At 61.5% G+C, this 26846-nt stretch carries 20 protein-coding genes and 2 tRNA genes; 12 read left to right on the forward strand and 10 right to left on the reverse strand.

The genetic code is table 11. From position 1 onward, the window contains the following. Positions 1-17 precede the first annotated feature (17 nt). The 3 genes from CLV89_RS14620 to CLV89_RS14630 are packed head-to-tail and all read left to right on the forward strand — an operon-like array spanning position 18 to position 3206. Positions 18-875: a MurR/RpiR family transcriptional regulator gene (locus CLV89_RS14620; protein ID WP_106164401.1), complete on the forward strand. Its 858-nt coding sequence runs from the start codon at positions 18-20 to the stop codon at positions 873-875. Between the two features lie 58 nt (positions 876-933). Beyond that, positions 934-2094, forward strand: coding sequence for an AMP-binding protein (locus CLV89_RS14625; RefSeq protein ID WP_243395024.1), 1161 nt, complete (start codon positions 934-936; stop codon positions 2092-2094). Further along, positions 2094-3206, forward strand: a complete 1113-nt coding sequence (locus CLV89_RS14630; protein WP_106164402.1) for an acetyl-CoA C-acyltransferase — start codon at positions 2094-2096, stop codon at positions 3204-3206. The genes CLV89_RS14625 and CLV89_RS14630 overlap by 1 nt, the downstream gene beginning before the upstream one ends. A 52-nt stretch (positions 3207-3258) precedes the next feature. On the opposite strand, the gene katG is transcribed toward CLV89_RS14630, so the two are convergent. Further along, on the reverse strand, positions 3259-5472 hold the full coding sequence (gene katG / locus CLV89_RS14635; RefSeq protein WP_106164403.1) for a catalase/peroxidase HPI: 2214 nt from the start codon (positions 5470-5472) through the stop codon (positions 3259-3261). A 170-nt stretch (positions 5473-5642) separates the two neighbouring features. Here katG and CLV89_RS14640 point away from each other — a divergent pair, with 170 nt between their 5' ends. Beyond that, complete coding sequence (locus tag CLV89_RS14640; protein ID WP_106164404.1) at positions 5643-6566, forward strand: hydrogen peroxide-inducible genes activator; 924 nt, start codon at positions 5643-5645, stop codon at positions 6564-6566. A gap of 102 nt (positions 6567-6668) precedes the next feature. Here the strand turns inward: CLV89_RS14640 and CLV89_RS14645 are convergent. Together CLV89_RS14645 and CLV89_RS14650 are read right to left on the reverse strand one after the other, a co-directional pair. Further along, positions 6669-6755, reverse strand: a tRNA-Leu gene (locus tag CLV89_RS14645). 170 nt (positions 6756-6925) lie between these two features. Further along, positions 6926-7012, reverse strand: a tRNA-Leu gene (locus CLV89_RS14650). Positions 7013-7203: 191 nt separating this feature from the next. Between CLV89_RS14650 and CLV89_RS14655 the strand changes: the two genes are divergently transcribed. Beyond that, positions 7204-8193: a complex I NDUFA9 subunit family protein gene (locus tag CLV89_RS14655; protein WP_106164405.1), complete on the forward strand. Its 990-nt coding sequence runs from the start codon at positions 7204-7206 to the stop codon at positions 8191-8193. Between the two features lie 51 nt (positions 8194-8244). Here CLV89_RS14655 and CLV89_RS14660 read toward each other — a convergent pair whose 3' ends face one another. Continuing rightward, positions 8245-9048: an undecaprenyl-diphosphate phosphatase gene (locus tag CLV89_RS14660; RefSeq protein WP_106164406.1), complete on the reverse strand. Its 804-nt coding sequence runs from the start codon at positions 9046-9048 to the stop codon at positions 8245-8247. Between the two features lie 237 nt (positions 9049-9285). Here CLV89_RS14660 and CLV89_RS14665 point away from each other — a divergent pair, with 237 nt between their 5' ends. From CLV89_RS14665 to CLV89_RS14690, 6 genes are all read left to right on the forward strand, one after another. Then, positions 9286-10728 (forward strand): NAD(P)-dependent oxidoreductase, encoded by a 1443-nt coding sequence (locus CLV89_RS14665; RefSeq protein ID WP_106164407.1) that lies wholly within the window; start codon positions 9286-9288, stop codon positions 10726-10728. Positions 10729-10802: 74 nt separating this feature from the next. Next, the gene (gene gltB, locus CLV89_RS14670) at positions 10803-15335 is read left to right on the forward strand and encodes a glutamate synthase large subunit (RefSeq protein WP_106164408.1); all 4533 of its coding nucleotides are present in this window, start codon (positions 10803-10805) and stop codon (positions 15333-15335) included. Between the two features lie 157 nt (positions 15336-15492). After that, positions 15493-16233 carry a monofunctional biosynthetic peptidoglycan transglycosylase gene (gene mtgA, locus CLV89_RS14675; RefSeq protein ID WP_106164409.1) on the forward strand — a complete coding sequence of 247 codons (741 nt, stop codon included), beginning with the start codon at positions 15493-15495 and terminating at the stop codon, positions 16231-16233. A gap of 69 nt (positions 16234-16302) precedes the next feature. After that, positions 16303-16968 carry an FtsZ-binding protein FzlA gene (fzlA, locus tag CLV89_RS14680; protein ID WP_106164410.1) on the forward strand — a complete coding sequence of 222 codons (666 nt, stop codon included), beginning with the start codon at positions 16303-16305 and terminating at the stop codon, positions 16966-16968. Between the two features lie 69 nt (positions 16969-17037). Beyond that, a complete protein-coding gene (queG, locus tag CLV89_RS14685) occupies positions 17038-18084 on the forward strand; it encodes a tRNA epoxyqueuosine(34) reductase QueG (RefSeq protein WP_106164411.1) in 1047 nt (348 codons plus the stop codon). 70 nt (positions 18085-18154) lie between these two features. Then, the gene (locus CLV89_RS14690; protein WP_106164412.1) at positions 18155-20161 is read left to right on the forward strand and encodes a hydantoinase/oxoprolinase N-terminal domain-containing protein; all 2007 of its coding nucleotides are present in this window, start codon (positions 18155-18157) and stop codon (positions 20159-20161) included. 79 nt (positions 20162-20240) lie between these two features. Here CLV89_RS14690 and msrA read toward each other — a convergent pair whose 3' ends face one another. Together msrA and msrB are read right to left on the reverse strand one after the other, a co-directional pair. Then, on the reverse strand, positions 20241-20756 hold the full coding sequence (gene msrA, locus CLV89_RS14695) for a peptide-methionine (S)-S-oxide reductase MsrA (RefSeq protein ID WP_106164413.1): 516 nt from the start codon (positions 20754-20756) through the stop codon (positions 20241-20243). After that, complete coding sequence (gene msrB / locus CLV89_RS14700) at positions 20753-21202, reverse strand: peptide-methionine (R)-S-oxide reductase MsrB (RefSeq protein ID WP_106164414.1); 450 nt, start codon at positions 21200-21202, stop codon at positions 20753-20755. The genes msrA and msrB overlap by 4 nt, the downstream gene beginning before the upstream one ends. 157 nt (positions 21203-21359) lie before the next feature. Here msrB and CLV89_RS14705 point away from each other — a divergent pair, with 157 nt between their 5' ends. After that, the gene (locus tag CLV89_RS14705; protein ID WP_394804999.1) at positions 21360-21893 is read left to right on the forward strand and encodes a glutathione peroxidase; all 534 of its coding nucleotides are present in this window, start codon (positions 21360-21362) and stop codon (positions 21891-21893) included. Between the two features lie 4 nt (positions 21894-21897). On the opposite strand, the gene CLV89_RS14710 is transcribed toward CLV89_RS14705, so the two are convergent. The 4 genes from CLV89_RS14710 to ade form a co-directional block, all read right to left on the reverse strand. Continuing rightward, positions 21898-22809, reverse strand: a complete 912-nt coding sequence (locus CLV89_RS14710) for a DMT family transporter (RefSeq protein WP_106164415.1) — start codon at positions 22807-22809, stop codon at positions 21898-21900. Between the two features lie 138 nt (positions 22810-22947). Further along, a complete protein-coding gene (locus tag CLV89_RS14715) occupies positions 22948-23241 on the reverse strand; it encodes an HU family DNA-binding protein (protein ID WP_005618395.1) in 294 nt (97 codons plus the stop codon). A gap of 142 nt (positions 23242-23383) precedes the next feature. Beyond that, positions 23384-24850 (reverse strand): AMP nucleosidase, encoded by a 1467-nt coding sequence (locus CLV89_RS14720; RefSeq protein WP_106164416.1) that lies wholly within the window; start codon positions 24848-24850, stop codon positions 23384-23386. Further along, positions 24843-26648, reverse strand: a complete 1806-nt coding sequence (gene ade, locus CLV89_RS14725; RefSeq protein ID WP_106164417.1) for an adenine deaminase — start codon at positions 26646-26648, stop codon at positions 24843-24845. Before ade ends, CLV89_RS14720 begins: the two co-directional genes overlap by 8 nt. Positions 26649-26846 lie beyond the last annotated feature (198 nt).

Consider the following 26846-nt stretch of genomic DNA (forward strand, 5'->3'; position numbering starts at 1 on the left):
GAGCAGGAGAGCCGTGGATGCCGACGATCGCCGAGAAACTGAAAGCCCGCGAACCTGAATTGACACGGGCGGAACGGCAACTGGCGGCAGCGATCTTGGACAACTATCCCATTCCGGGCCTCGGCAGCATCACAGAGCTGGCAGAGCTGGCCGAAGTCTCCACTCCTACAGTCGCTAGAATGGTGCAAAAGCTGGGTTTTTCCGGCTATCCCGAGTTCCAGCATGCCCTACGAGAAGAACTGCGGGAGATCATCTCCAACCCAGTGGAAAAGCGTGCCGAGCAGGCACCTGCCCTGCCTGAATCACATATGCTGAACCGCTACGCGGTGGGGGTTTACGACAACATTCGCGCCACGCTGGAGAATGTGAACCTGGAGGAGTTCGACACGCTCTGCGCCCTCTTGGCGGACACGGATCACCGGGTCCATATTGCCGGTGGACGGCTCAGTGGCACCTTGGCGCAGTCCTTCTACCTGCATCTGCAGATGATCCGAAGAGATGTCTTCATGATCCCGCCGCGGGCCTCTTGGACCCATTCGGTGCTCGACCTTCTGCCCGGCGATACGCTGATCCTGTTCGATATCCGTCGCTACGAGAACGCCACCCTGCTTCTGGCCGAAATGGCGCATGAGCGTGGGGTCAAGGTGGTGCTGTTCACCGATCAGTGGCGCTCACCGATCCAGAAGGAGGCGACATACACCTTTGCCGCGCGTATCGCGGTGCCGTCGGCCTGGGATTCAGGCCTCGCACTGCTGCTGCTGGTCGAAAGCATGATCGCCAAAATCCAGGAAGATCACTGGGAAACGGTGAAGGCGCGCACCGATGAGCTTGAGGCGGCCTTCGACCGTACCCGCCTGTTTCGCAAGTTCACCTGAGCCCTGTTCCCCGAAAGCCAGCTCGGCTATTCTGCGCGCCGACCCGGATCAGGCGGACATGGATATGCGCAAGCCTCACGACAGATTTCACCTCTCGCCCGAGACCCATGTCCTGACCCCGGATGTGGCCGGCCTGACGGCGCTGCTGGAGACCCTGCGTGAGGGCCATTCCCTTCTTGCACGCCCCTCGGAGGAGCCGATTTCCCCTGTGTTAGAGCCGAAACAGTGGCTCTATTGTCAAAGTTCCGGCTCTACAGGCTATGCCAAGACAATCCGGCGTACGCCCGACAGCTGGATCCGCAGCTTCGAGATGGATCAGGAGATGTTCGGTCTGTCCTCGGCGGATGTATACGCCAGCCTCGGCACGCTGTCGCATTCGCTGACGCTGTTTGCAGCCGTCGCGGCCTGTCATATCGGCGCCGACCTGGCGATGCTGGGGAACATGGCTCCGAGGGGGCAGATTGCTGGGCTTGAGCGCCTTGACGCCTCGGTGCTTTACGCCACGCCAGCGCAGCTTCGGCTGTTGCTGCGGGCGGGTGAGGGGCGGGTGCTTCCCGGTATCCGGCTGATCTTCTCCTCCGGTGGCAAACTAGATCAGACGACGCGTGCGGCGCTTGGCGTTTTGTTTCCGCAGGCCGAGGTGCAAGAGATCTTTGGCGCTACAGAGACCAGTTATATCACGCTGGCCGGACCCGACGCCCCCGCGGGGTCCGTTGGCACGGCCTATCCGGGGGTTGAGCTGCGCCTGACGGAGATGGATGCGGCAGGCGTGGGCGAGATCTGGATGCGCAGCCCGTTCCTGTTTGATGGCTACGCCGAAGGACACAGTGCCGAGACCCGCTGGGACGGCGATTGGCTCACCATTGGCGAGATGGGCTGGATCGACGCTGCCGGGAACCTCTACCCCAAGGGGCGGCGCAACCGCATGGTGACGGTGGCGGACAAGAACGTATTCCCCGAAGAAATCGAAGGCGTGCTGATGCGGGTCGAAGGGGTGGAGCTTGCGGTGGCGCTGGCCTTGCCGGACGCCCTGCGCGGTCACCGGATTGTTGCTGTCATCCAGGGCACTGCCGAGGCCAATAAACTGCGACACCTTTGCCGACAGGAGATTGGCGATCACGCCGCGCCTAAGGAGATCCGCCAACTTGCCACCCTCCCCATGCTGCCCGCCGGCAAGCCCGATTTGCGCGCGCTCGCGCGCCTGTGGGACGAAGTTTGATGCCGAGGATCATCGCGGCCCGCCGCACTGCTGTCGTTCCACACGGCGGCAAATTCGCCTTGTTAGAGCCACATAATCTGGCAAGACCGGTGATCGAGGCCTGTCTTGCGGATGCCGCGCTTGACGCCAGTGATGTCGGCGAACTGATCCTGTCCAACGCGCTCGGTGGCGGTGGCAACCCGGCGCGGATCGCGGCACTGGCCGCTGGCCTGCCGGAACGGGTGGCAGGCCTCAGCATCGACCGTCAATGCGCGGGCGGGCTGGATGCCATCCTGCTGGCACATGCGCTGATCGATGCCGGGATGCGCGAGGTGGTGATCGCGGGCGGAGCGGAGAGCTACTCCCGCCGACCATTGCGGTCCCGTACCTTTGCCGATGGTCGCCCTCCTGTTCCTTACGATCAGGCGCGGTTCACGCCCTGGGCCGAGCGTGATCCCGACATGGCCAAAGCGGCGGACACATTGGCCCGGACGCTCGATTTAACGCAGGACACTCAGGACGCCTGGGCGCAGCGCAGTCATGCCCGCGCCCGTGGGCATGCGGACAAAAGACAGGCCGAAATTGTGCCCATTGAAGGCGTCACTGAGGATGCATTTACCCGCGATCTGACGGATCGGCATTGCCAGCGGGCGAAGACGGTCACCGGCAGCATCACCGCCGCAAACATGGCCGTGGCTGCGGATGCCGCCGCCTTTGTGGTGGTCGTCAGCGATCGTGTAGCGACGCACTTGCAGAAAGGCGGCATGACACTGGCGCAAGGCGTGACACTTGGCGCCACGCCCGATCAGCCCGGCCTCGCGCCCGTTCCCGCCATTCGCGAGGTGCTGCGCCGTCAGGGCCTGCAGCCCAATGATCTGCAGCGGGCAGAGATCATGGAGGCCTTTGCCGTTCAGGCGCTGGCTTGCGTCACAAACGCCCAGTTAGAGCCTGATATAGTCAATCCCGCTGGCGGTGCGCTGGCGCAGGGACACCCTGTTGGTGCCTCCGGCGCGATCCTCGCGGTGAAGCTGTTCCACGCCCTGCGTATCGGGGACGGGCCGGCCTTGGCCGCGATCGCCGCAGCCGGAGGACTCGGCACCGCCGCACTGTTTGAGGCCGTCGACCCAGACTGAAAAAGGCGCCGCAGGACGCGACGCCTTCCTCGATATTTTAGGCCTCAGCGGCTCAGCTGAGGTCGAAGCGGTCCAGCTCCATGACCTTGACCCAGGCCGCCACGAAGTCATTGACGAACTTGCCGGCATTGTCGTCCTGGGCATAAACCTCGGACAGGGCACGCAGCTGCGAGTTGGAGCCGAAGATCAGATCGGCACGGGTGCCGGTCCATTTGACCTCGCCGGTTGCTCGGTCGCTGCCCTCGAAGATCTCGCCCGAGTCGTCTGTGGCGGTCCATTTGGTGCCCAGATCCAGCACATTGACGAAGAAGTCATTCGTCAGCTGGCCCTTGCGGGTGGTGAGCACGCCATGGGCACTGTCGCCATAGGTGGCTCCGATTGCCCGCAGACCGCCGATCAGCACCGTCATTTCCGGTGCGGAGAGCGTCAGCAGCTGCGCCTTGTCGATCAGCATCTCCTCTGTGGAGACGGTGAACTTGGTCGTAGCGTAGTTGCGGAAGCCGTCGATCTGCGGCTCCATCACGTCAAAGCTCTCGATCTCGGTCTGCTCCTGAGACGCGTCGGTGCGGCCCGGGGTGAAGGGAACAGTCACGTCGAACCCTGCGTCCTTGGCAGATTTCTCCACTGCGGCGGTGCCCGCCAGAACGATCAGATCGGCCAGCGAGACCTTCATGCCGCCAGACGCCACAGCGTTGAAGCTGCTCTGGATGCCTTCCAACACGCCCAGGACCTTTTCCAGCTTGGCAGGCTCATTGGCCTCCCAGGCCTTCATCGGTGCCAGACGGATGCGCGCGCCATTGGCGCCACCCCGCTTGTCGGAACCACGGAAGGTGGAGGCAGAGGCCCAGGCCACATAGACCAGATCCTGCACCGACAGGCCGGAGGCGAGGATGTCCGCCTTCAGGGACGCCACTTCGGCCTCACCGATCAGCGCATGATCGACCGCCGGCACCGGATCCTGCCAGATCAGATCTTCGTCCGGCACATCCGCGCCGAGGTAGCAGGCCTTCGGCCCCATGTCGCGGTGGGTCAGCTTGAACCATGCGCGTTTGAAGGCGTCGGCGAACTCTTCCGGATTCTCGTGGAACCGCTTGGAGATCGGGCCATAGATCGGGTCCATCTTCATCGCCATGTCGGCGGTGGTCATCATGATCGGAACCTTCTTGCCGGAGCCATCCACCTCGGGCGCATGGTCTTCGTCCTTCAGGTCCTTGGCATGCCAGATCCATGCACCGGCAGGGGATTTGGTCAGCTCCCAATCGTAGCCGAAGAGCACGTCGAAATAGCCCATGTCCCATTGGATCGGGTTGGACGTCCACGCGCCTTCGATGCCGGAGGTGATGGTGTCGACGCCCTTGCCGGATTTGTACGACGACAGCCACCCCTGCCCCATCGCCTCGATGGGCGCGCCTTCGGGCTCTGGCCCGACGGCCTCGACCGGCCCGTTGCCATGCGCCTTGCCAAAGGTATGACCCCCGGCGGTCAGCGCCACGGTTTCCTCGTCGTTCATCGCCATCCGCGCAAACGTCTCACGAATGTCGCGACCGGAGGCGATCGGGTCCGGGTTGCCGTCCGGGCCTTCGGGGTTCACGTAGATCAGCCCCATCTGCACGGCGGCCAGCGGATCTTCCAACTCGCGGTCACCCTGGTAGCGGGCCAGCTCGTGGTCGGAGGTGGCGAGCCATTCGTCCTCAGCCCCCCAGTAGATGTCTTCCTCGGGTTCCCAGACGTCGGCGCGACCGCCGCCAAAACCAAAGGGCTTCAGCCCCATGGATTCGATAGCGCAATTGCCCGCGAGGATCATCAGGTCGGCCCAGGACAGGGCGTTGCCGTATTTCTTCTTGATCGGCCACAGCAGCATGCGGGCCTTGTCGAGGTTGCCATTGTCCGGCCAGGAGTTCAGCGGTGCGAAACGCTGTGTGCCAGTGGAGCCACCACCGCGACCGTCTGCGGTTCGGTAAGTACCCGCCGAGTGCCAGGCCATGCGGATCATCAAGCCGCCGTAATGACCGTAATCCGCCGGCCACCAGTCCTGACTGTCGGTCATCAGCGCAATCAAGTCTTCTTTCACCGCGTCGAGATCAAGGCTCTTGAAGGCCTCGGCATAGCTGAACTCTTCGCCCAGCGGGTTCTGGCGGGCCTGATGCTGATGCAGAATCGCCAGGTTCAGCTGGTTCGGCCACCAGTCGCGGTTGGAGCGACGCCCCTTGCTGGCGTTGGCTCCGGAAAACGGGCAACCGCCTGCGCTATTGTCTTGTCCGTCCATATCTTCCTCCAGAAAATGTCCGTGGTGGGGACTGTTTGAACTGTTGGGTCGGCCGGGACAGCAACACGCCCTGTCGGCGAATCCGCGACATCAACCCTCGGCCTCATTCGTAGCAAGCATTCAGAATTATTCTAAGTTGCATTTTTTCATGGCGTCGATAAGAAAATCCTATGATGAACATCACCCTCAAACAGCTCCGTTATTTTGAAGCCCTGACGCGCCACCGTCACTTTGGTCGCGCCGCAGAGACCTGTGCGATCTCGCAGCCCGCCTTATCCGTGCAGATAAAGGAGCTGGAAGAAACGCTCGGCGTCGTTCTGTTTGAACGTAGTGCGCGGCAGGTACGGCTGACAGGGTTCGGGCAGGATTTTGCCGAACGCGCCCGCGACGTCCTGCGTGCTGTGGATGAGCTGGGCGATCTGGCCCGGCTGGCCAAGGATCGAATGGTGGGACGCCTTCGAATCGGGGTGATCCCGACCGTTGCACCGTATCTGCTGCCCACCTTGATCCATCAGTTGAATACTCGGCACAGCGGATTGGACGTGCATATCCGCGAAACACTGACGCAGAGACTGATTGCCGAGTTGCTCGACGGGCGGCTGGATACGGCCATCGTGGCACTGCCGGTGTCCGAACCCGGCCTGGTCGAGACACCTCTGTTTGAAGAGAAATTCGTATTGGTACGCAACGCTCAGGACGCTGAGGCTCCGGTGCCGTCGCCCGAAGGCATGCGGGAGATGAAGCTTCTGCTGCTGGAAGAGGGGCATTGCTTTCGCGATCAGGCGGTCTCCTTCTGCCACCTCCGCCCTGCCCTTGCCCGCGACGGCCTGGACGGTAGCTCGCTGTCGACGCTGGTTCAGATGGTCGGGGCCGGCATCGGCGTGACGATCATTCCGGAAATGGCTGTATCGGTCGAAACCCGCTCCGCCCCGGTTGCATTGGCGCGATTCCCGGGCGAGGAGCCTGGTCGTTCGCTCGGTATGGTCTGGCGCAAGACCAGCCCCCTGGCACCGCAACTAAATGAGATCGCCGAGGTTGTGCGCAACTCCGCAGAGACTCTTCACGCGCAAAATCAGCACTTGCTGCCAATCTGACCGTGTCATTCATTCAAACGGCAATACAGCTGCCAGCATATATCATGCGGCTGCATACCCACTGATATGGGTGATAAATTATCATGTGCTTTTGAAGAATAATGGTGCCCAGAAGAGGACTCGAACCTCCACGTCCTTGCGGACACTAGCACCTGAAGCTAGCGCGTCTACCAATTCCGCCATCTGGGCACGGATATCGTGGTCAGCCGTATAGGAGGAAATCAAAGGGGCAGCAAGCGGAAAATGCTCTGGGCGCGAGCATATTTTCAGCCGCCCTCAACACAGCTGAACCACGCGCATTTGTCTTTTAACTCAATGAGTTGCTCTGACTAGTCTAGCTACATTTAAGGGGGTATAAATGGTGCCCAGAAGAGGACTCGAACCTCCACGTCCTTGCGGACACTAGCACCTGAAGCTAGCGCGTCTACCAATTCCGCCATCTGGGCACGGATATCGTGAGAGCGGCGTATAAGCAAAGTCGCGAGGAGCGTCAAACGGATTTTTGACATTTTTGCAAAACCTCCGCTCATTTCCCGCAAATCGCAGGTCTGCAGGACCGCCAGCGGCGTTTTGCGCCTTGTTTGAAAGGGCTTGGGGCGGTAAATCGGATCAACAGCTACGCGAGAGGAGCCAAGTCATGTCGAAACTGGTCACCATCTATGGCGGATCGGGGTTTGTCGGTCGCTACATCGCGCGCCGCATGGCGAAAGAAGGCTGGCGCGTTCGCGTCGCCGTGCGCCGCCCCAACGAGGCGATGCATGTCAAACCCTATGGCGTTCCGGGCCAGGTTGAACCTGTCTTCTGCAACATTCGCGACGATGCCTCTGTTGCGGCCGTCATGGCCGGAGCGGATGCCGTGGTGAACTGCGTCGGCGTGCTGAGCGAGGCTGGCAAGAACACATTCAGCGCCGTTCAGGCAGAGGGCGCCGGTCGGATTGCGCGAATCGCTGCTCAGAATAATGTCGAACGCCTCGTCCAGATCTCCGCCATTGGCGCAGATGCCGCAGGGTCGAGCGACTACGCGCGCACCAAAGGCGAAGGCGAGGCCGCCGTACTGGCAGCCTATCCCGACGCCATGATCCTGCGTCCTTCGATTATTTTTGGCCCCGAGGACCAGTTCTTCAACCGCTTCGCCAGCATGACCCGCCTGGGCCCCGTGCTACCGATCGCCGCCGGCAGCACCCGCTTCCAGCCGGTCTATGTCGACGATGTCGCCAAGGCGGCAGTTGCCGGACTTACCGGCGAGGCCAAGCCGGGCGTCTTTGAGCTGGGCGGCCCGGAGGTGAAGAGCTTTTCCGACCTGATGACACAAATGCTCGAAGTGATTCATCGCCGCCGGCTCGTGGCGTCCTTGCCAAACTTTGTCGCGCGCATGATGGCCTTCAGCTTTGATCTGGCCCAGTCCGCGTCCTTCGGGCTCTTTCAGAACGGGCTCTTGACCCGTGACCAGCTGAAAAACCTGCAGAACGACAATGTTGTCTCTCAGGACGCAAACGGATTTGCAGACCTCGGAATTGAGCCAATCACCCTTGGCGCTGTCCTGCCCGACTACCTGTGGAAGTTCCGCCCCTCCGGCCAGTACGATGAGCTGATGAAATCGGCGCGCAACCTGCACGGCGACGTCTGATCCTTACCTCATCGGATTTGTGACAAAAGGCGTGGCGATTGCTGCGCCTTTTTAGCTATAGGCGATCCCGAGCAGCACGACACCAAGGATCACGCGATAGATCACATAGGGCGTAAAACTCACCGACTTGAGCAGGCGCATCATCAGAGCCAAGGCCGCCAGGGCGGCCCCCATCGCAAGAAATGCGGCAATCCCCATGTCCCGCATCAGGGCGACGTCGGCCTCGATCGCAACCTCGGCCCCCAACAAAACGCCGGAAGCGATGATCGTCGGAATTGACATCAACATGGCAATCCGCGCGCCGTCCTCCCGGTTATACCCCAATTGACGGGCGCCGGTGATGGTGATGCCAGAGCGCGATGTGCCCGGGATCAGTGCAATCATCTGCCATAGCCCCATGATCAACGCATCGCGCAGGCTCCAATCGTCCATCGACTTGTGGGTCTTGCCCCATTGATCGGCGATATAAAGCACCAGCCCGAAACCGAGCATGGTCCAGCCGATCACGGCCACCGACCGCAACGCGTCGCTGAAACCGCTGAAATGCAGGAATGCGCCAAAGAGCACGGTCGGAATCGTCGCCACGATCAACCCCATCGCAAGCCGTGACCCTTCCGTGTCCCAGCGCCCACTCAAGGCGCGCGGCAGCCCCATGAGCCCCACCCGCACGTCACGCCAGAAGTAGATGACAACGGCGGCAAGCGTGCCGACGTGGACAGCAACGTCGATGGCCTGTCCCTGATCCTGCATTCCAGTCAAACTCGGCAATAAGATCAGATGACCAGACGAGGAAACCGGCAAAAATTCAGTGATGCCCTGAATCAGGGCCACGAGGATGAGCTGGAACAAAGGCATAAATCAGGGACCGAAGGCTATGCTGCGCGAAGGTCGCAGCTTTGGCATCCTGTATAGCTCCCTTGATTTTATGAGAAAGTCTATTTTTAGGACCGGATCGGATCTAAAAATACTGTACAAAGCCACCGGAACGGCTATTCACAGACAGCTAGTCAAGTAATAGGTCAACATTGCTGACGTACCACTTGCGCTTCAAGACTTTGTACTGTCGCCGCCAGCTAAAAGGAGAGTGTCACCGTGGCCAAGCAACCGATGCTTAAGTTCGTGAAGATTGATCGCGATATGCCCGTGAAACGGGCGGCGGAAACGCGCAAGGAAGATTTCGACGAGATCTATGCGGAATTCGCCGCGATCAAGGCAGAAGAACAGGCAAGCCGCTGCAGCCAATGTGGCGTGCCCTATTGCCAGTCGCACTGTCCGCTGCACAATAACATCCCCGACTGGCTGAACCTGACGGCCACCGGTCGCCTGAAGGAGGCCTATGAGACATCGCAGGCCACCAACACCTTTCCGGAAATCTGCGGCCGCATCTGCCCGCAGGACCGCCTGTGCGAAGGCAACTGCGTCATCGAGCAATCCGGCCATGGCACAGTCACCATCGGCGCGGTTGAAAAATACATCACCGACACCGCTTGGGACAAAGGCTGGGTGAAGCCCAACGCCCCGCGCGCCGAGCGTGAGGAATCCGTAGGTATCATCGGTGCGGGTCCCGGTGGCCTGGCGGCGGCGGACATGCTGCGCAAGGCTGGCGTGCAGGTCACCGTCTATGACCGCTATGATCGCGCAGGCGGCTTGCTGACCTATGGCATTCCCGGCTTCAAACTGGAAAAAGACGTGGTCATGCGCCGCAACCAGTTGCTGGCCGACGGCGGCGTCACCTTCGTGATGAACTGCAACATCGGCGAGGATATCTCGTTTGACGAGATCCGCGGCAAACATGACGCGGTGATCATCGCCACCGGTGTCTACAAGTCCCGCGACCTCACCATGCCCGGCTCCGGCGCCACCGGCATCGTCAAGGCGATCGACTTTCTCACCGCCTCCAACCGGGTGGCGAACTTTGGCGACAGCGTGCCGGAGTATGAAGACGGCACCTTCAACGCCGACGGCAAGAACGTGGTGGTGATCGGTGGCGGCGATACGGCCATGGACTGCCTGCGCACCTCGATCCGCCAAGGCGCCAAATCGGTGAAATGCCTCTACCGTCGCGACCGCGCAAACATGCCCGGCTCGCAGCGCGAGACTCAGAACGCCGAGGAAGAAGGCGTGGTCTTCGAATGGCTGTCCGCCCCCAAGGGCTTCACCGACGAGAGCAGCAAGGTCACGGGCGTCATGGTGCAGAAGATGCGCCTGGGTCAGCCCGATGCCTCTGGCCGGCAATCCCCCGAGGTGATCGAGGGCGCCGACTACGTGGAAGACGCCGATCTGGTGATCAAGGCGCTTGGCTTTGAACCCGAAGACCTGCCGACGCTCTGGGACCAACCCAACCTTCCGGTGACCCGCTGGGGTACCATCAAGGCGGAGTTCCGCACCGGCGCGACCAACCTCGATGGTGTCTATGCGGTGGGGGACATCGTGCGCGGCGCCTCTCTCGTGGTCTGGGCCATCAAGGACGGTCGCGATTGTGCCGAGGCGATCCTGCAACGCTTCACCACCAAGGCGGCTGTCGCAGCCGAGTAATCAACAGGTTCCCGAGCGGTCCGGCGCCCCTGACACAGGCGCGGCGCCACCGCCAGGCAGAGGAGAATACACAGATGACCAAATATGATGAGAACTGGGTCCGCGCAGAAGAAGCCAAGCGCCAGTGGATGGCCGAAAACGGTCTTTATTCCGAGGAAGAAGAGCATTCCTCCTGTGGTGTGGGGCTTGTGGTCTCCGTTGACGGCAGTAAGAGCCGCAAGGTGGTTGAGGCCGGCATCGACGCACTAAAGGCGATCTGGCATCGTGGTGCGGTGGATGCCGATGGCATGACTGGCGATGGCGCGGGCATTCACGTGCAGATCCCGGTGCCTTTCTTCCACGACCAGGTCAAGCGCACTGGCCACGAGCCGCGCAAGGATGAGCTGATGGCCGTGGGTCAGGTGTTCCTGCCACGCACCGATTTTGGCGCTCAGGAAACCTGCCGGACCATCGTCGAGACCGAAGTGCTGCGCATGGGGTACTACATCTACGGCTGGCGCCATGTGCCGGTGGATGTGACCTGCCTCGGCGACAAGGCCAACGCAACCCGCCCCGAGATCGAACAAATCCTGATCTCCAACGCCAAGGGTGTGGACGAAGAAACCTTCGAACGCGAGCTTTACGTCATCCGTCGCCGCATCGAGAAGGCCGCTGCCGCCGCGCAGGTTGGCGCGCTCTATATCGCGTCGCTGTCCTGCCGATCGATCATCTACAAGGGCATGATGCTGGCCGAACAGGTTGCCGTCTTCTACCCCGACCTGATGAACGAACGGTTCGAAAGCGCCTTTGCGATCTATCACCAGCGCTATTCCACCAACACCTTCCCGCAGTGGTGGCTGGCACAGCCGTTCCGCATGCTGGCCCACAACGGCGAGATCAACACGTTGAAGGGCAACGTCAACTGGATGAAGAGCCATGAGATCCGCATGGCGTCTTCGACCTTTGGCGACCACGCCGAGGACATCAAGCCGATCGTGGCCAATGGGTCTTCGGACTCCGCGGCACTGGATTCGGTGTTTGAGGTTCTGGTGCGCGCAGGCCGCTCCGCACCTATGGCAAAAACCATGCTGGTGCCGGAAAGCTGGTCCAAACAGGCCGAGGAACTGCCGCAGGCCTGGCGTGACATGTATTCCTACTGCAACGCCGTGATGGAGCCCTGGGACGGGCCCGCCGCGCTAGCGATGACCGATGGCCGCTGGGTCTGTGCTGGTCTCGACCGCAACGGTCTGCGCCCGATGCGCTATGTGGTCACCGGCGACGGTCTGGTCATTGCGGGCTCCGAGGCAGGCATGGTGCCGATCGACGAAGCCTCTGTGGTGGAAAAGGGCGCGCTGGGTCCGGGTCAGATGCTGGCCGTGGACATGAAGAAGGGCGAACTCTACCACGACGTTGAAATCAAGGATAAACTTTCCCGCGCGTTGCCCTTTGGCGACTGGGTGGCGAAAGTCAACGATCTGGACGCGGTGCTGGGCAGCGTGCAGGAAACGCCCCTGTTCTCCGGCGAGGAACTGCGCCGCCGTCAGGTTGCAGCCGGCTATACCATCGAGGAGCTGGAGCAGATCCTGTCGCCGATGGCCGAGGACGGCAAGGAGAGCCTTGCTTCCATGGGCGATGACACCCCTTCTGCGGTGCTGTCGAAGCAATATCGCCCGCTGAGCCACTTCTTCCGCCAGAACTTCTCTCAGGTGACCAACCCACCGATCGACTCTTTGCGCGAATTCCGCGTGATGAGCCTGAAGACTCGCTTCGGCAACCTCAAGAACGTGCTCGACGAGGACAGCTCCCAGACCGAGATCGTGGTGCTGGAAAGCCCCTTTGTCGGCAACTCGCAATGGGACAAGCTGGTCGAGAACCTCGGTTCCAAACTGGCCGAGATCGATTGTTCCTTCGCCCCCGGCAAAGGGTCGCTGCACAGCGCGCTGGCCCGCATTCGCGCCGAGGTGGAAGAAGCCGTGCGCTCCGGCGCTGGCCATATCGTTCTGACCGACCAGCACTCCGGTGCGGGCAAGGTCGCGATGCCGATGATCCTTGCGACCTCCGCCGTACACTCGCATCTGATCCGTCAGGGCCTGCGCACCTTCTGCTCGCTCAACGTGCGTTCGGCGGAGTGTATAGACCCGCATTACTTCGCGGTGCTGATCGGCTGTGGTGCGACCGTGGTGAACGCCTATCTGGCGGAAGATTCGCTGGCCGACCGCATCGAGCGCGGATTGCTGGATGGCTCCCTGACCGAGAATGTCGCCCGCTACCGCGAGGCGATCGATCAGGGCTTGCTGAAGATCATGGCGAAGATGGGCATCTCTGTGGTGTCGTCCTACCGTGGTGGCCTCAACTTTGAGGCGGTGGGCCTGTCGCGCGCCATGGTGGCAGAGTATTTCCCCGGCATGACCTCGCGGATTTCCGGCATTGGTGTCTCGGGGATTCAGGTGAAGGCCGAGGAGATCCACGCCAAGGGCTGGGATACCGCGGAAAACGTGCTGCCGATCGGCGGCTTCTACAAGGCACGCAAATCGGGTGAGACCCACGCTTGGGAAGCCACCTCGATGCATATGATGCAGATGGCCTGCAACCGCGCGTCTTTCGAGATGTGGAAGCAGTATTCGGCCAAGATGCAGTCAAACCCGCCGATCCACCTGCGTGATCTGCTGGACATCAAGCCGCTGGGCAAGGCGATCCCGATCGAAGAGGTGGAATCGATCACCTCGATCCGTAAACGCTTTGTCACCCCGGGCATGTCGCTGGGCGCACTCAGCCCCGAGGCGCACAAGACCCTGAACGTGGCGATGAACCGTATCGGCGCCAAGTCCGACTCCGGTGAGGGCGGCGAAGATCCGGCGCATTTTGTGCCAGAAGCCAACGGCGACAACCCGTCGGCGAAGATCAAGCAGGTGGCGTCGGGCCGTTTTGGCGTGACAGCCGAATACCTGAACCAGTGCGAAGAACTGGAAATCAAGGTCGCTCAGGGCGCCAAGCCCGGCGAGGGTGGCCAGCTGCCGGGCATGAAGGTCACCGACCTGATTGCGCGCCTGCGTCACTCCACCAAGGGGGTCACGCTGATTTCGCCGCCGCCGCACCATGACATCTACTCGATCGAGGATCTGGCGCAGCTGATCTACGACCTGAAGCAGATCAACCCGCGCTGCAAGGTGACGGTGAAGCTGGTGGCCTCCTCCGGTGTTGGCACCATTGCCGCCGGTGTGGCCAAGGCGAAGGCCGACATCATCCTGATTTCGGGCCACAACGGCGGCACCGGGGCCTCGCCTGCGACCTCGATCAAATACTGCGGCCTGCCGTGGGAGATGGGTCTGACCGAAGCGCATCAGGTTCTGGCAATGAACAACCTGCGCGGCCGCGTCACCCTGCGGACCGATGGCGGCCTGCGCACCGGGCGTGATATCGTCATGGCCGCGATGATGGGCGCCGAGGAATACGGCATCGGCACCGCCGCGCTGATCGCGATGGGCTGCATCATGGTACGCCAGTGCCAGTCCAACACCTGCCCGGTTGGGGTCTGCACCCAGGACGAGGCACTGCGCGGCAAGTTCACCGGCAATGCCGACAAGGTGGTGAACCTCATCACCTTCTACGCACAGGAAGTCCGCGAGATCCTTGCCTCCATCGGGGCGCGCAGCCTTGATGAGGTGATCGGGCGGGCGGATCTGCTGGCCCAGGTGTCGCGTGGCTCGGCCCACCTCGATGACCTCGACCTGAACCCGCTGCTGATCACCGTCGATGGGTCTGCCAGCATCGTCTACAACCGCGACAAGGACCGCAACGCGGTGCCGGATACGCTGGATGCGGAAATCGTGCGCGATGCCGCTCGGTTCCTCAAGGACGGCGAGAAGATGCAGCTGTCCTATGCGGTGCAGAACACGCATCGCACGGTGGGCACCCGCACCTCCAGCCACATCGTGCAGAACTTCGGCATGCGCAACACGCTGCAGCCCGATCACCTGACGGTGAAACTGCAGGGCTCTGCAGGTCAATCGCTCGGGGCATTCGCCGCGCCAGGGTTGAAACTGGAAGTCTCCGGCGACGCCAACGACTATGTTGGCAAGGGGCTTTCGGGCGGCACCGTGGTTGTGCGCCCCTCGATGGCATCGCCGCTGACCGCGTCTGAAAACACCATTGTCGGCAATACCGTGCTCTATGGTGCAACTGCAGGCTACCTGTTCGCCGCGGGCCGTGCGGGTGAGCGTTTCGCGGTGCGCAACTCCGGCGCCAAGGTGGTGATCGAAGGCTGCGGCACCAATGGTTGCGAGTACATGACCGGCGGCGTTGCTGTCATCCTCGGCACCATTGGCGCGAACTTCGGGGCCGGCATGACCGGCGGCATGGCCTATCTTTATGATCCAGAAGGCACCGCCGAGCATCTGATGAACATGGAAAGCCTCGTCACCTGTCCGTTGACTGTGGACCATTGGGAGGCAGAGCTGAAAGCGCTTGTCGAACGTCATCTGGTGGAAACAGGCAGCCGCAAGGCCGCCGAGATCCTGCAGCACTGGGATAGCGAAAAGCAGCATTTCCTTCAGGTCTGCCCAAAGGAGATGCTGAACAAGCTGCCGCATCCCATCGCAACGGAATCTTCGGCGATCCCTGCCGAATAACTCAACGATCCCCGAGAATAAGATCCTATCTTATTCCTGAAACTGAGCCCCGCAGTGTTTCGACCTGTGGGGCGCTTTTTTGCCCCGAACACTGCAACCTGCCAAGCTGGACGTTTCCCTGTTGGAGAGCAGCGGTTCTCTGTCTTATAGAGAGCCCATGGCAAAGGCAGCACGCAAGAAGACATCCCGCAAATCGAAATCGAAGCCCGCACGGTTCAGCCCGCGCGCGCTGTATCTCCGCCTGCGTCGTTGGGCGCTGCGGGCTGCACTTGGCGGCCTGGTCTTTCTGCTGGCGATGATTCTGCTTTACTCCGTGGTGAACCCGCCACTCACCCACACGATCTGGACCGAGAAGCGTCGCCTCGGCCACGTGGAACGTGAATGGGTCCCCATCGAGGACATCGCCCCTGCCCTCGCCCGCTCCGTTGTCGCGGCAGAGGATGCGCGGTTCTGTGAACACTGGGGATTTGACGTCAATGCCATCCGCAACGCACTGGAGGCCGGCGCCAATCGCGGGGCGTCGACGATCACGCAGCAGGTCGTGAAGAACGTCTTTCTCTGGCAGGGACGCAGCTGGGTGCGTAAAGCGCTGGAAACCTTTATGACCCCCGTGGTCGAAGCCACCTGGAGCAAGCGCCGCATCGTCGAGGTCTATTTGAATGTGGCCGAGATGGGCAATGGTGTGTTTGGCGCCGATGCCGCCGCGCAGCACTATTTCGGTGTCGGTGCAGATGCGCTCAGCCCACAGCAGGCGGCACTGATCGCAGCGCTTCTGCCCAACCCGAAAGAGCGATCAGCCGCTCAACCCGGCAATTTCATGCGCAAAAGAGCGCGCCAAATCATGGATGGCGCCGCCACCATCGAGCGTGACGGGCGCTCGGCCTGTTTCGAGCATTGAAGTTTCCGCTCTGGCAAGGCATTGCTGGAGAAACCCGACCTCATCACAACCGGAGAGCACTTGACGCCCATGGCACGTCTCTATCACGTCCCCCTGTCCCCCTTCTGCCGCAAGGTCCGCCTGTCGCTGGCAGAAAAGAAGATAGAGGTGGAGCTTGTCGAGGAACGCTACTGGGAGAAGGACGCGGACTTCCTGCGTCGCAACCCTGCGGCCAAAGTTCCGGTGTTGCGTCTCGACGGCATGTTGATGGCCGAAAGCGCCGCGATCTGCGAATACATCGAAGAAACCCGACCCGACCCGTCACTGATGCCAAAGACCGCGCCGGAGCGGCTGGAAGTGCGCCGTCTGGTCAGCTGGTTCGACGACAAGTTCCACAGCGAAGTGACCTCGAAGCTGCTCTATGAGCGGGTGAACAAGAAGATGACCGGCGAAGGCTATCCCGACAGCTCCAACGTGAAATCGGGCGCCAAAGCGATCAAGTATCACATCGACTATATGTCCTGGCTTCTCGACCACCGGCGTTGGCTGGCGGGGGACAACATGACGCTGGCAGATTTCGCGGCCGCGGCGCATTTGTCGTCGCTCGATTACATCTCGGATGTGGACTGGAACCGCTCTGCCGTGGTCAAGGATTGGTACGCCAAGATCAAATCCCGCCCCGCCTTCCGCTCTATCCTGGCCGATCAGGTGTCTGGCTTCCGTCCGCCGTCGCATTACGCGGATCTTGATTTCTGAGACCGCTCTGGGGGCGCTGCCCCCTCCGGGCCTTGCGGCCCGTTCACCCCCGAGGGTATTTCTGAAAAGATGAATGACGTCGGCGATATAAAGTCACGGCTTGTGGAACAGGCACGCGCCGAGGGGTTCGTCTCTGCGCGCATCTGTCGGCCATGGGATGTGCCGCAGGTGCCAGAGCGGCTGCGCGCGTTTCTCGATGCCGGATACCATGGCCAGATGGGCTGGATGGCAGACCGGGTGAACTGGCGTGAAAATCCGGCCGCACTCTGGCCGGAGGCGCGTTCTGTCATCATGCTGGCGGAAAGCTATATGCCGGATGAAAATCCGATGTCGGTTGTGGGCTTGCCGGACCGCGCTGCGATCTCCGTCTATGCCCGAGGCAAGGACTACCATGATCTCGTCAAGAAACGGCTGAAGCGACTGGCGCGCTGGATGATTGCCGAGGCGGGTGATGAAACGCAGGTGAAGGTGTTTGTCGACACAGCTCCAGTGCCGGAAAAGGCGCTGGGACAGGCCTCCGGCTTGGGTTGGCAGGGCAAGCATACCAACCTTCTGAGCCGAGATTGGGGAAACTGGGCCTTTTTAGGCTCTGTTTTTACCACATTGGAGCTGCCCATCGACCCGGCTGAACCGGATCATTGCGGCTCCTGCAAGGCCTGCCTGACGGCCTGTCCGACGGACGCCTTCCCAGCGCCCTACCAGCTGGATGCGCGGCGTTGCATTTCCTATCTGACGATCGAATATAAGGGACCCATCGACGAGGAGCTGCGCGGCAAACTCGGCAATCGGATCTACGGCTGTGACGATTGTCTGGCTGCCTGTCCCTGGAACAAATTTGCGGTTGAAGCCTCCGACATCCGCTATGCTGCGCGGGAGGGAACGATTGCGCCGCCGCTGTCCGAGCTGGCGCAACTCGATGATGCCGATTTTCGCGCGCGTTTTTCTGGCTCGCCGATCAAACGGATCGGGCGGGATAGGTTTGTGCGCAATGTGCTTTATGCCATCGGAAATTCCGGCGACCCCGGCCTGTTGTCCGATGCCCAACGGCTGTGTGAAGATCCCGATCCCACCGTGGCCGATGCTGCGCGTTGGGCCGTGATGCGACTGCAGGAATGACGCAAACAGAGTGGACGTGACGCGAATGGTCGTGACACCCATGCAGGCGTGAACAGAATTCGAGGATAAGATGGCGTTGTTGCTTGGGGTGGACACCGGGGGCACCTACACGGATGCGGTCCTGATCCGCGACGAAACGGAAGTGATCGCTTCGGCCAAATCGCTCACCACCCGACAGGATCTGGCGATCGGGGTTGGTGGTGCCGTGCGGGCGGTGCTGGAACAATCCGGCGCTTCACCGACTGAGGTGTCCTTGGCGGCCCTGTCCACGACCCTGGCCACCAATGCGCTGGTTGAGGGACAGGGCGGGCGTGTGGCGCTCATCTACATCGGCTTTTCCGAGCAGGATCTGGACCGCCATGGCCTCAATGAAGCGCTGAAAGGCGACCCGGCGCTGATCCTCTCCGGCGGCCATACCCATGCGGGCAGCGAGGCGAAACCACTCGACACAGAGGCCCTGATTGCCTTTTTAGAGACTGCATCTGCCGGTGTGAGCGGCTTTGCCGTCGCCGGGGTGTTTGCCACTCGCAACCCCGCGCATGAGCTGGAAGTGGCGAAGATCATCCAGGAGCGCACTGGCGCGCCGGTGACCTGCTCGCATCAGCTCTCGGCCAAGCTGAACGGACCCAAGCGAGCGCTGACAGCGGTGCTGAACGCGCGCCTTATCGGCATGATCGACCAGCTTATCAATCGCGCGGCGGACACGCTGGCGCATATCGGGATCGAAGCCCCGATGATGGTGGTGCGTGGCGACGGGGCCTTGATGTCGGCGCAGCAGGCGCGCAGCCGGCCGATCGAAACGATCCTCAGCGGGCCTGCCGCCTCGATCGTCGGTGCGCGCTGGATGACCGGGGCTGAAAACGCACTGGTCAGCGACATTGGTGGCACCACCACCGATGTGGCACTGATCGAACGTGGCCTGCCCAAGATCGACCCCGAAGGCGCGCTGGTGGGGGGCTTTCGCACCATGGTGGAGGCAGTGGCCATGCGCACCACTGGCCTTGGTGGTGACAGTCAGGTGCATCTCAACACCGATGGTCTGGAAGGTGGCGTGACGCTTGGTCCGCGCCGGGTGCTGCCGGTCTCCCTGATTGCCGCCGAGGCCCCTGATGTCGTGCATGCAGCGCTTGAGGCGCAGCTGCGCGCGCCTGTGGTGGGGGAGTACGACGGTCGATTTGTCCGCGCCGTCGAAGGGCAGCCCGCAGTTGGTCTGTCGGAACGAGAGGCCACTGTTCTGGCACGGGTCGGCACCGGCGTCCGTGCACTGGGTGACGTGCTGCGCACCCGGATGGAGCACGGGGCGCTGAACCGCTTGGTTGACCGTGGTCTGGTGCAGATTGCGGGTATCACGCCCTCCGATGCCAGCCACGTCCTGAACCGGGTTTCCGCATGGGATCGAGACGCTGCAGAAAAGGCCCTGACGATCTTTGCCCGTCGCCGGATCGGAAGCGGCGACACAGTGGCCGAAGACGCGAAAGCGCTGGCGCAGATGATCGTCGACCAACTGACGGAGCAGACGGCGCTGACGTTGCTGGAATCGGTTTTTTGCGAAGAGCAGGCGTCGCTTGGGGGCAACCCAAAGGATCTCGCCCGTCATATCCTGCTGCAGCGTGGTCTGGCGGGGCATCGGGGCGTGCTGGCACTCGATGCGCGCGTGAACGTGGACGTGATTGGTCTTGGCGCTTCTGCCCCAAGCTATTACCCGGCGGTGGGTGATCGGCTGCGCTGCAGAATGATCCTGCCGGAACACGCCGGGGTCGCCAATGCCATCGGTGCCGTCGTCGGGCGGATATCCCAACGACGGAGCGGAACCGTCACCTCCCCGTCCGAGGGCAAGTTCCGGGTGCATTTCGACACCGGTCCGCGAGATTTCACAGCCAGTGCGGAGGCCCTGGAGGCGCTGGAAAAATCCCTGCGCGCGGACGCCGTCGCCGCCGCCGAAGCAGCAGGGGCCGGCGATATCCACGTACATGTCAGCCGGGACATCCGGACCGCAGAGGTCGAAGCGCGGTCGATCTTCGTCGAAGCGCTGCTGACGGTGCAGGCCAGCGGCCGCCCGCGCGCTGCGCATCAGTAGCATCTAAAATGGCAAGCGACCGTCCTCTACCGGACGGCCGCTTCTGGGTTCAGGGCCTGATATCAGGCTCTAATCAGGTTTATTCCGCTGCTTGAGTCCGCTTGGGCAAGACCCAGTCGGGACGAGCGAAGTGGCAAGTGTAGCCGCTTGGCAGGCGCTGCAAATAGTCCTGATGTTCAGACTCGGCCTCCCAGAAATCGCCTACGGGCTCCACTTCTGTCACCACTTTGCCGGGCCAGATGCCAGAGGCATCCACATCGGCGATCGTGTCCAGCGCCACGGCTTTCTGCGCCTCATCCACATAGTAGATGGCGGAGCGATAGCTCATGCCGACGTCATTGCCCTGGCGATTCTCTGTGGTGGGATCGTGGATCTGGAAGAAGAACTCCAGCATTTCACGGTAGGAGGTCTGCTCGGGATCAAAGATGATCTCGATCCCCTCAGCATGAGTACCATGGTTCTGATAGGTCGCGTTCGGGACATCGCCGCCGGTATAGCCGACACGGGTGCTCAGCACGCCTGTGCGCTTCCGGATCAGCTCCTGCATGCCCCAGAAACAACCGCCAGCCAGAACGGCACGTTCGGTATTGCTCATCGGTGGTCCTCCACTTGATTGATGTAGGCGCCATAGCCTTCCGCCTCCATGTCGTCGAGGTGGATAAAGCGCAAGGACGCCGAGTTGATGCAGTAGCGCAGGCCGCCCCGATCCGCCGGTCCATCAGGAAAAACATGCCCGAGATGACTGTCGCCATGGGTGGAACGCACTTCGGTGCGGATCATGCCGAGGGTTCGATCTTCGATTTCCTGCACATGGGCGGACTCGATCGGCTTGGTAAAACTCGGCCAGCCACACCCCGACTCGTATTTGTCGGCAGAAGCGAACAGCGGTTCGCCGGAGACGATGTCCACATAGATGCCGGGCTCCTTGTTGGACAGCAGCTTGCCCGTGCCCGGCCGTTCGGTTCCCGCGTTTTGCGTGACGTGGAATTCCTCTTCCGACAGCGCTGCGACGGCATCTGGGTTCTTGAAGTATTTGGTCATGGGCCCCTCCCACATGATTGATAGGGCAATATTTGGGGTCGGAGACTGCGCTTTCAAACCCCAATGCGCAAGAGGGTGACTGGCAGTCACCTCCTCCCGTGAGCAAAAGTGATCCACCCTGCGGACCGGTCCGTATGATTTCAAAAGGAGAGTTCTGATGCGCGTGTTTCTGGCAGGGATGTTGATGTTGTTTGGGATTTTCGGAATGTCGACGGTAAACAGCGCGCCGCTACAAGGCACGTTTCAATCCATAGATGGCGAGACCCTCGATCTGGAGAGCTTTCGCGGGCAGCCGGTGCTTGTGGTCAACACGGCGTCAATGTGCGGGTTTACCGGACAGTATGATGGGCTGCAGACCCTCTACGATACCTATCGTGAACGGGGGCTGATTGTGCTGGCCGTCCCGTCGAATGACTTCAATCAGGAGCTTTCCAACGCCGAAGAGGTGAAAGAGTTCTGCGAAACCCGTTTCGATCTCACATTGCCGATGGCGGATATCACGCAGGTGACCGGTCAGGACGCTCATCCGTTCTTTCGCGAAGTGGCACAGCAGACCGGGTTTGTGCCGCGCTGGAACTTCAACAAGATCCTGCTGTCACCAGACGGAAATGTCGTGAAGACTTGGGGCTCCCTCACGCGGCCAATGTCCGGTGCGATCCGTCAGGCCGTCGAAGGGCAGCTGAACAGCTGAGTTTTTAATCCGCCCGCGCCGAGAGGCCAGGCGCCATCGGTGCGGTTCTGGTCGCGGGCTGCCGCGACAGCTGCACCGCAAGAATACCAAGCGTCACGATCCCCACGCCAACCACATCCAGCACTCCGAGGCGCTCTCCCAGCAGAATGCTGGCAATCGCGACACCGAACACCGGGTTGAGGAAGTGGAAGGTCGCCGCCCTCACCGCACCGATCCGGTTGAGCAGCATCACCCAGATCAGCGTCGCCGCCAGCCCGGGCACCAATGTCGTATAGATGAACGCGAGCGCGAGCGGCCAGCTCGGGTCTACGCGAATGGTCTCAAACGTCAGGGCCGCCGGAAACAGCACTGCAGAGCCGATCAGCATCTGCAGCCCCACCACCATCATGAAGTTGCCACCTGACGTCGCCCCGCGCAGTGCAAGTGTGGCTGCAGTCAGGGCCAACACCCCAAGCCCACAGAAGGCCACACCAACAAGGTCGACACCGGCACCAATCCGCGTTCCCATGATCAGGCCGACCCCGGCCACACCGGCCACAAGTCCCAGCAACCCGAGCGGGCGGATTTTCTCATGGAACACGATCAGCGAGGCAAGCGCCACCAGCAGCGGCATGGTCGACGCAATAATGGCGGCCAAAGACGCCTCGATCCATTGCATCGCAACGAAGTTGAGCCCGAGATAGAGCGCATTCTGACAGACGCCAAACACGATGGTCGCCTTCCACTGCCCAGACGTCAGTCGCCATGTCTGCCCAAGGGCACGCGCGATCAGGACACCAATCACGCCGGAGATCAGAAACCGCATCGCCAGCGAAAACAACGGGGAAGCATCCACAACGATGATCCGCGCCGAGGTAAAGGCAGAAGACCACATCAGGGCAAATGTCAGCCCCATCGCTATTGCACGCAAATCCATCAATGGCCCCTTCGTTGTCATCGCCGGCACGCTAACCAGTTCCCGGCGGGGTGAATAGGTCGTGATCGGATATTGGTACAAAACAAAAGGGCCGCCCCAAAGGGCAGCCCCGAAGCTGTCGCCAGACCAAAAGGTCTATCAGGCGTCGCCGTTCACGCTGTCTTTCAGCGCTTTGGCGATGGTCATTTTCACGACCTTGTCTGCTTCTTTCATGAACTTCTCGCCGGTGGCCGGGTTGCGCACTTCGCGCTCCGGACGCTCACGGCAATAGATCTTGCCAACGCCCGGCAGAGTCACGGCACCACCGCCGGACACTTCACGGGTGATCAGGTTGCACACGGCATCCAGCGCGGCGCCAGCGGTTTTCTTGTCGCTGTCCATTTCCTCAGCAAGCGCTGCCACAAGCTGAGTTTTGGTCATCGGTTTGGACATTCTTAGTCTCCTTGAAACTGCCCGACGTGTTGGGGCCTCATCGCGTAACATTAGCGTTATGTTGTGGGACAACACAACGCGTAGCGCATAAGATCAAGCGCCAAACTAGAGATTTTCGGTGGAAAACAGCATATTTTCGCCTTTACAGGAAGGCTGTTTCGTCGAAAGAGCGCAATTTCCGGCTATGAAGGCGCTCCAACGGCATGCTCCGGAGCATTTCCATCGCCTTGATCCCGATCAGCAAATGCTTTGAGACTTGGGTGCGGTAGAAGTCCGAGGCCATGCCCGGCAGCTTCAACTCACCGTGCAGCGGCTTGTCGGACACACACAACAGCGTCCCGTAGGGCACCCGGAAGCGGTACCCGTTGGCGGCAATGGTTGCACTCTCCATATCAAGCGCAATGGCGCGGGATTGGCTCAGGTGCTGCACCGGGCCGGACTGATCCCGCAGCTCCCAATTGCGGTTGTCGTGGCTGGCAACGGTGCCGGTGCGCATGATCCGTTTCAGGTCATACCCTTCAAGGCCGGTTTCCTGCGCCACCGCCTCTTCCAATGCGACCTGAATTTCCGCCAGTGCCGGGATCGGCACCCAGACCGGCAGATCGTCGTCCAGCACGTGATCCTCGCGCAGATAGGCATGCGCCAGCACGAAGTCCCCCAGCGCCTGCGAATTTCGCAGACCGGCACAATGGCCAACCATCAGCCAGGCATGCGGGCGCAGCACCGCGATGTGGTCGGTGGCGGTCTTTGCATTCGACGGTCCGACCCCGATGTTGACCAGGGTGATGCCGTTCCCGTCCGGTCGCTTCAGGTGATAGGTTGGCATCTGAGGCATCTTTGGGGACTCAGGCAGCACTTCCTCGGCATCGGTAATCTCGACGTTGCCGGTGGAGACAAAGCTGGTGTAGCCGCTGTCGGTATCTGCCAGTTGGGCGCGGGCATAGGCCTCGAACTCGGTCACGTAGAACTGGTAGTTGGTGAACAACACATGGTTCTGGAAATGACCCGGGTCGGTGGCCGTGTAATGCGCCAGACGCGCCAGCGAATAATCAACCCGTTGGGCGGTAAACAGCGACAGTGGTCCGACGCCATTTTCCGGCACATGGGTGCCATTGACGATATCGTCGTTGGTGGTTGCCAGATCCGGTACGTCAAAGACGTCACGCAGGGTGAAACGCGCGGCCCCTTCCTGCGGCACGGTCAAACCGGGGCGAGAGGCAACGGCAAAATGCACCGGCATAGGTGTTTCCGAAACGCCCACGACCACGGGCTGACCGTGGTTCTTGATCAACAGGCCAATCTGCTGCTCCAGATAATGTTCAAACAGATCCGGTCTGGTCACCGTGGTTGAATAGGTCCCCGGATCGGCCACATGGCCAAAGCTCAGGCGACTGTCCACCTGCGCATAGGTAGTCGTTGTAAAGCGAACTTCCGGATAAAACGCGCGCATGCGGCTTCCGGGTGCAGCACCTGCGCTCATCGCCGACATGAACTCGTCGCACAGAAAGTTGGTGGCCGCATCATAAAGTTCGATCAACCGGGCCACGGCGGCCTTGGGATCGGTAAAGCTTTGGGCTTCGGGCAGGTCGGGTGTTTTTATGTCAGTCATTGAACGGCTCGATTACTGGAATTTTCTGGAATGTACGCACATCGACAAGGCCGAGATCGCTGATCCTCAGCTCAGGTATGACCACGAGGGCCAGCAACGAGTGCTGCATATAGGCGTTGTTGAGCTGGCAGCCGCAGTCCTGCATGGCCGCAACCAGCTTGTCCGCGTCCGCAGCCACCATGGAGGCAGGACGGTCCGACATCAACCCGGCGATCGGCAACTCCACCAGCGCCAGCTCCTCACCATCTCGGAAGATCGTGATGCCGCCGCCAACTTCGGCCAGACGGTTTGCCGCCAGCGCCATCTGCGCGCGGTCGGTGCCGACCACGATCATGTGGTGACTGTCATGGGCGACGGTGGAGGCCATCGCCATCCGCCCCTCATAGCCAAACCCCGAAACAAACGCGTTGGTGACGCCGCCCGTGGCCTGATGACGTTCGACCAGCGCGATCTGACACACCGGTCCCTCGCCTTCGACCAGCCCATCCTTGACCGGCAGCTCCGCCTTCAGCGCCTTGGTCGGGGCCTGGTTCTCCACCACGCCGATCACATTGGCGGTGACGGAGTTTGCACCCTCTGGCGCTGCGAGTTCAAAGTCCCGCGCGGTCAATTGATGCCCCAGATGCACGGTGCCCCGGGCGCTGTCCGGCCAGTCCAGATGCGGGCAATCCACCTTGATAGAGCCTGTTTCTGCCACGACCTGCCCGCGCGCAATGACCACTTCGATGGGCAGGGTTGTCAGATCCGAGCTCAGGATCACATCCGCCCGCCGACCGGGGGTGAGGGAGCCGATTTCGCGCTCCAGACCAAAATGCGTCGCGGTGTTGATGGTCGCCATCTGGATCGCCACCACCGGGTCACAGCCGCAGGCGATGGCGTGGCGCACCACCCGGTTCATATGGCCATCGTTGACCAGCGTGCCAGAGTGGCAATCATCGGTGCAGAGGATGAAATTGCGGGGATCGAGGCCTTTCTCGGTGATCGCGGTGATCTGCGCCTCGACGTCGTACCAGGCGGAGCCCAGACGCACCATCGCGCGCATCCCCTGCCGCATCCGCGCGATGGCGTCCGCCTCGCAAGTGCCCTCGTGATCATCGGCCGGGCCGCCGGCCACATAGGCGGCGAAATCCGGCCCCAGATCGGGCGAGGCATAATGCCCGCCGACGGTCTTGCCCGCGCGCTGGGTGGCGGCGATCTCCGCCAGCATCTTGGCATCACCATTGGCGACACCGGGAAAGTTCATCATCTCGCCCAACCCGATGATGCCGGGCCAGTTCATTGCCTCCGACACGTCCTCGGGCGAGATCTCATAGCCCGTGGTCTCCAACCCCGGCGCCGAGGGCGCGCAGGAGGGCATCTGGGTGTAAATGTTGACCGGCTGCAAAAGCGCCTCGTCATGCATCAGCCGCACGCCTTCGAGGCCCAGCACATTGGCGATCTCATGCGGGTCGGTGAACATGGTGGTGGTGCCATGCGGGATCACCGCGCGGGCAAATTCCGCCGGCGTCAGCATGCCGCTCTCGATGTGCATATGCGCATCACACAGGCCCGGCACCATATAGCGCCCCTCGGCCTCGATCACCTGCGTGTCGGCGCCAACGCAGTAAGAGGCATCTGGCCCCACATATGCGATCCGACCCGCCTTGATCGCGATGTCATGGCCATCCAGTACTTCCCGCGTGTGCACATTTACCCACTTGCCGTTACGGATCACCGTATCGGCCGGGGCACGTCCGGCTGCGGTTTCAATCAATTGGGGGGCGACGTCGGGCCAGCTTGGGAAGGTCTTGTTTGTCATGGCCTACTGTCATTGATTGCGATCCGGGGTGCAAGACCCCTAATCCGCGATCATAACAGCCTGATGAACAACAAGTGGGCCTCCGCGCATGGACGGTATCATGCCCGTGAACTGATCGCGGGAGCTTGCGCCGCCTGCCGTTGCGGACAAGTACTGCAGGCAACGACCCGACGATCATGGCGGACCTGAAGACCGGCC

Source organism: Tritonibacter scottomollicae (genome assembly GCF_003003215.1).
GTDB lineage: Bacteria > Pseudomonadota > Alphaproteobacteria > Rhodobacterales > Rhodobacteraceae > Epibacterium > Epibacterium scottomollicae.

Coding starts and splice junctions, on each gene's coding strand:
- CLV89_RS14620 (WP_106164401.1), top strand. CDS start 18: ATGCCGACGATCGCCGAGAAACTGAAAGCCCGCGAACCTGAATTGACA.
- CLV89_RS14625 (WP_243395024.1), top strand. CDS start 934: ATGGATATGCGCAAGCCTCACGACAGATTTCACCTCTCGCCCGAGACC.
- CLV89_RS14630 (WP_106164402.1), top strand. CDS start 2,094: ATGCCGAGGATCATCGCGGCCCGCCGCACTGCTGTCGTTCCACACGGC.
- katG (WP_106164403.1), bottom strand. CDS start 5,472: ATGGACGGACAAGACAATAGCGCAGGCGGTTGCCCGTTTTCCGGAGCC.
- CLV89_RS14640 (WP_106164404.1), top strand. CDS start 5,643: ATGATGAACATCACCCTCAAACAGCTCCGTTATTTTGAAGCCCTGACG.
- CLV89_RS14655 (WP_106164405.1), top strand. CDS start 7,204: ATGTCGAAACTGGTCACCATCTATGGCGGATCGGGGTTTGTCGGTCGC.
- CLV89_RS14660 (WP_106164406.1), bottom strand. CDS start 9,048: ATGCCTTTGTTCCAGCTCATCCTCGTGGCCCTGATTCAGGGCATCACT.
- gltB (WP_106164408.1), top strand. CDS start 10,803: ATGACCAAATATGATGAGAACTGGGTCCGCGCAGAAGAAGCCAAGCGC.
- mtgA (WP_106164409.1), top strand. CDS start 15,493: ATGGCAAAGGCAGCACGCAAGAAGACATCCCGCAAATCGAAATCGAAG.
- fzlA (WP_106164410.1), top strand. CDS start 16,303: ATGGCACGTCTCTATCACGTCCCCCTGTCCCCCTTCTGCCGCAAGGTC.
- queG (WP_106164411.1), top strand. CDS start 17,038: ATGAATGACGTCGGCGATATAAAGTCACGGCTTGTGGAACAGGCACGC.
- CLV89_RS14690 (WP_106164412.1), top strand. CDS start 18,155: ATGGCGTTGTTGCTTGGGGTGGACACCGGGGGCACCTACACGGATGCG.
- msrA (WP_106164413.1), bottom strand. CDS start 20,756: ATGAGCAATACCGAACGTGCCGTTCTGGCTGGCGGTTGTTTCTGGGGC.
- msrB (WP_106164414.1), bottom strand. CDS start 21,202: ATGACCAAATACTTCAAGAACCCAGATGCCGTCGCAGCGCTGTCGGAA.
- CLV89_RS14705 (WP_394804999.1), top strand. CDS start 21,360: ATGCGCGTGTTTCTGGCAGGGATGTTGATGTTGTTTGGGATTTTCGGA.
- CLV89_RS14710 (WP_106164415.1), bottom strand. CDS start 22,809: ATGGATTTGCGTGCAATAGCGATGGGGCTGACATTTGCCCTGATGTGG.
- CLV89_RS14715 (WP_005618395.1), bottom strand. CDS start 23,241: ATGTCCAAACCGATGACCAAAACTCAGCTTGTGGCAGCGCTTGCTGAG.
- CLV89_RS14720 (WP_106164416.1), bottom strand. CDS start 24,850: ATGACTGACATAAAAACACCCGACCTGCCCGAAGCCCAAAGCTTTACC.
- ade (WP_106164417.1), bottom strand. CDS start 26,648: ATGACAAACAAGACCTTCCCAAGCTGGCCCGACGTCGCCCCCCAATTG.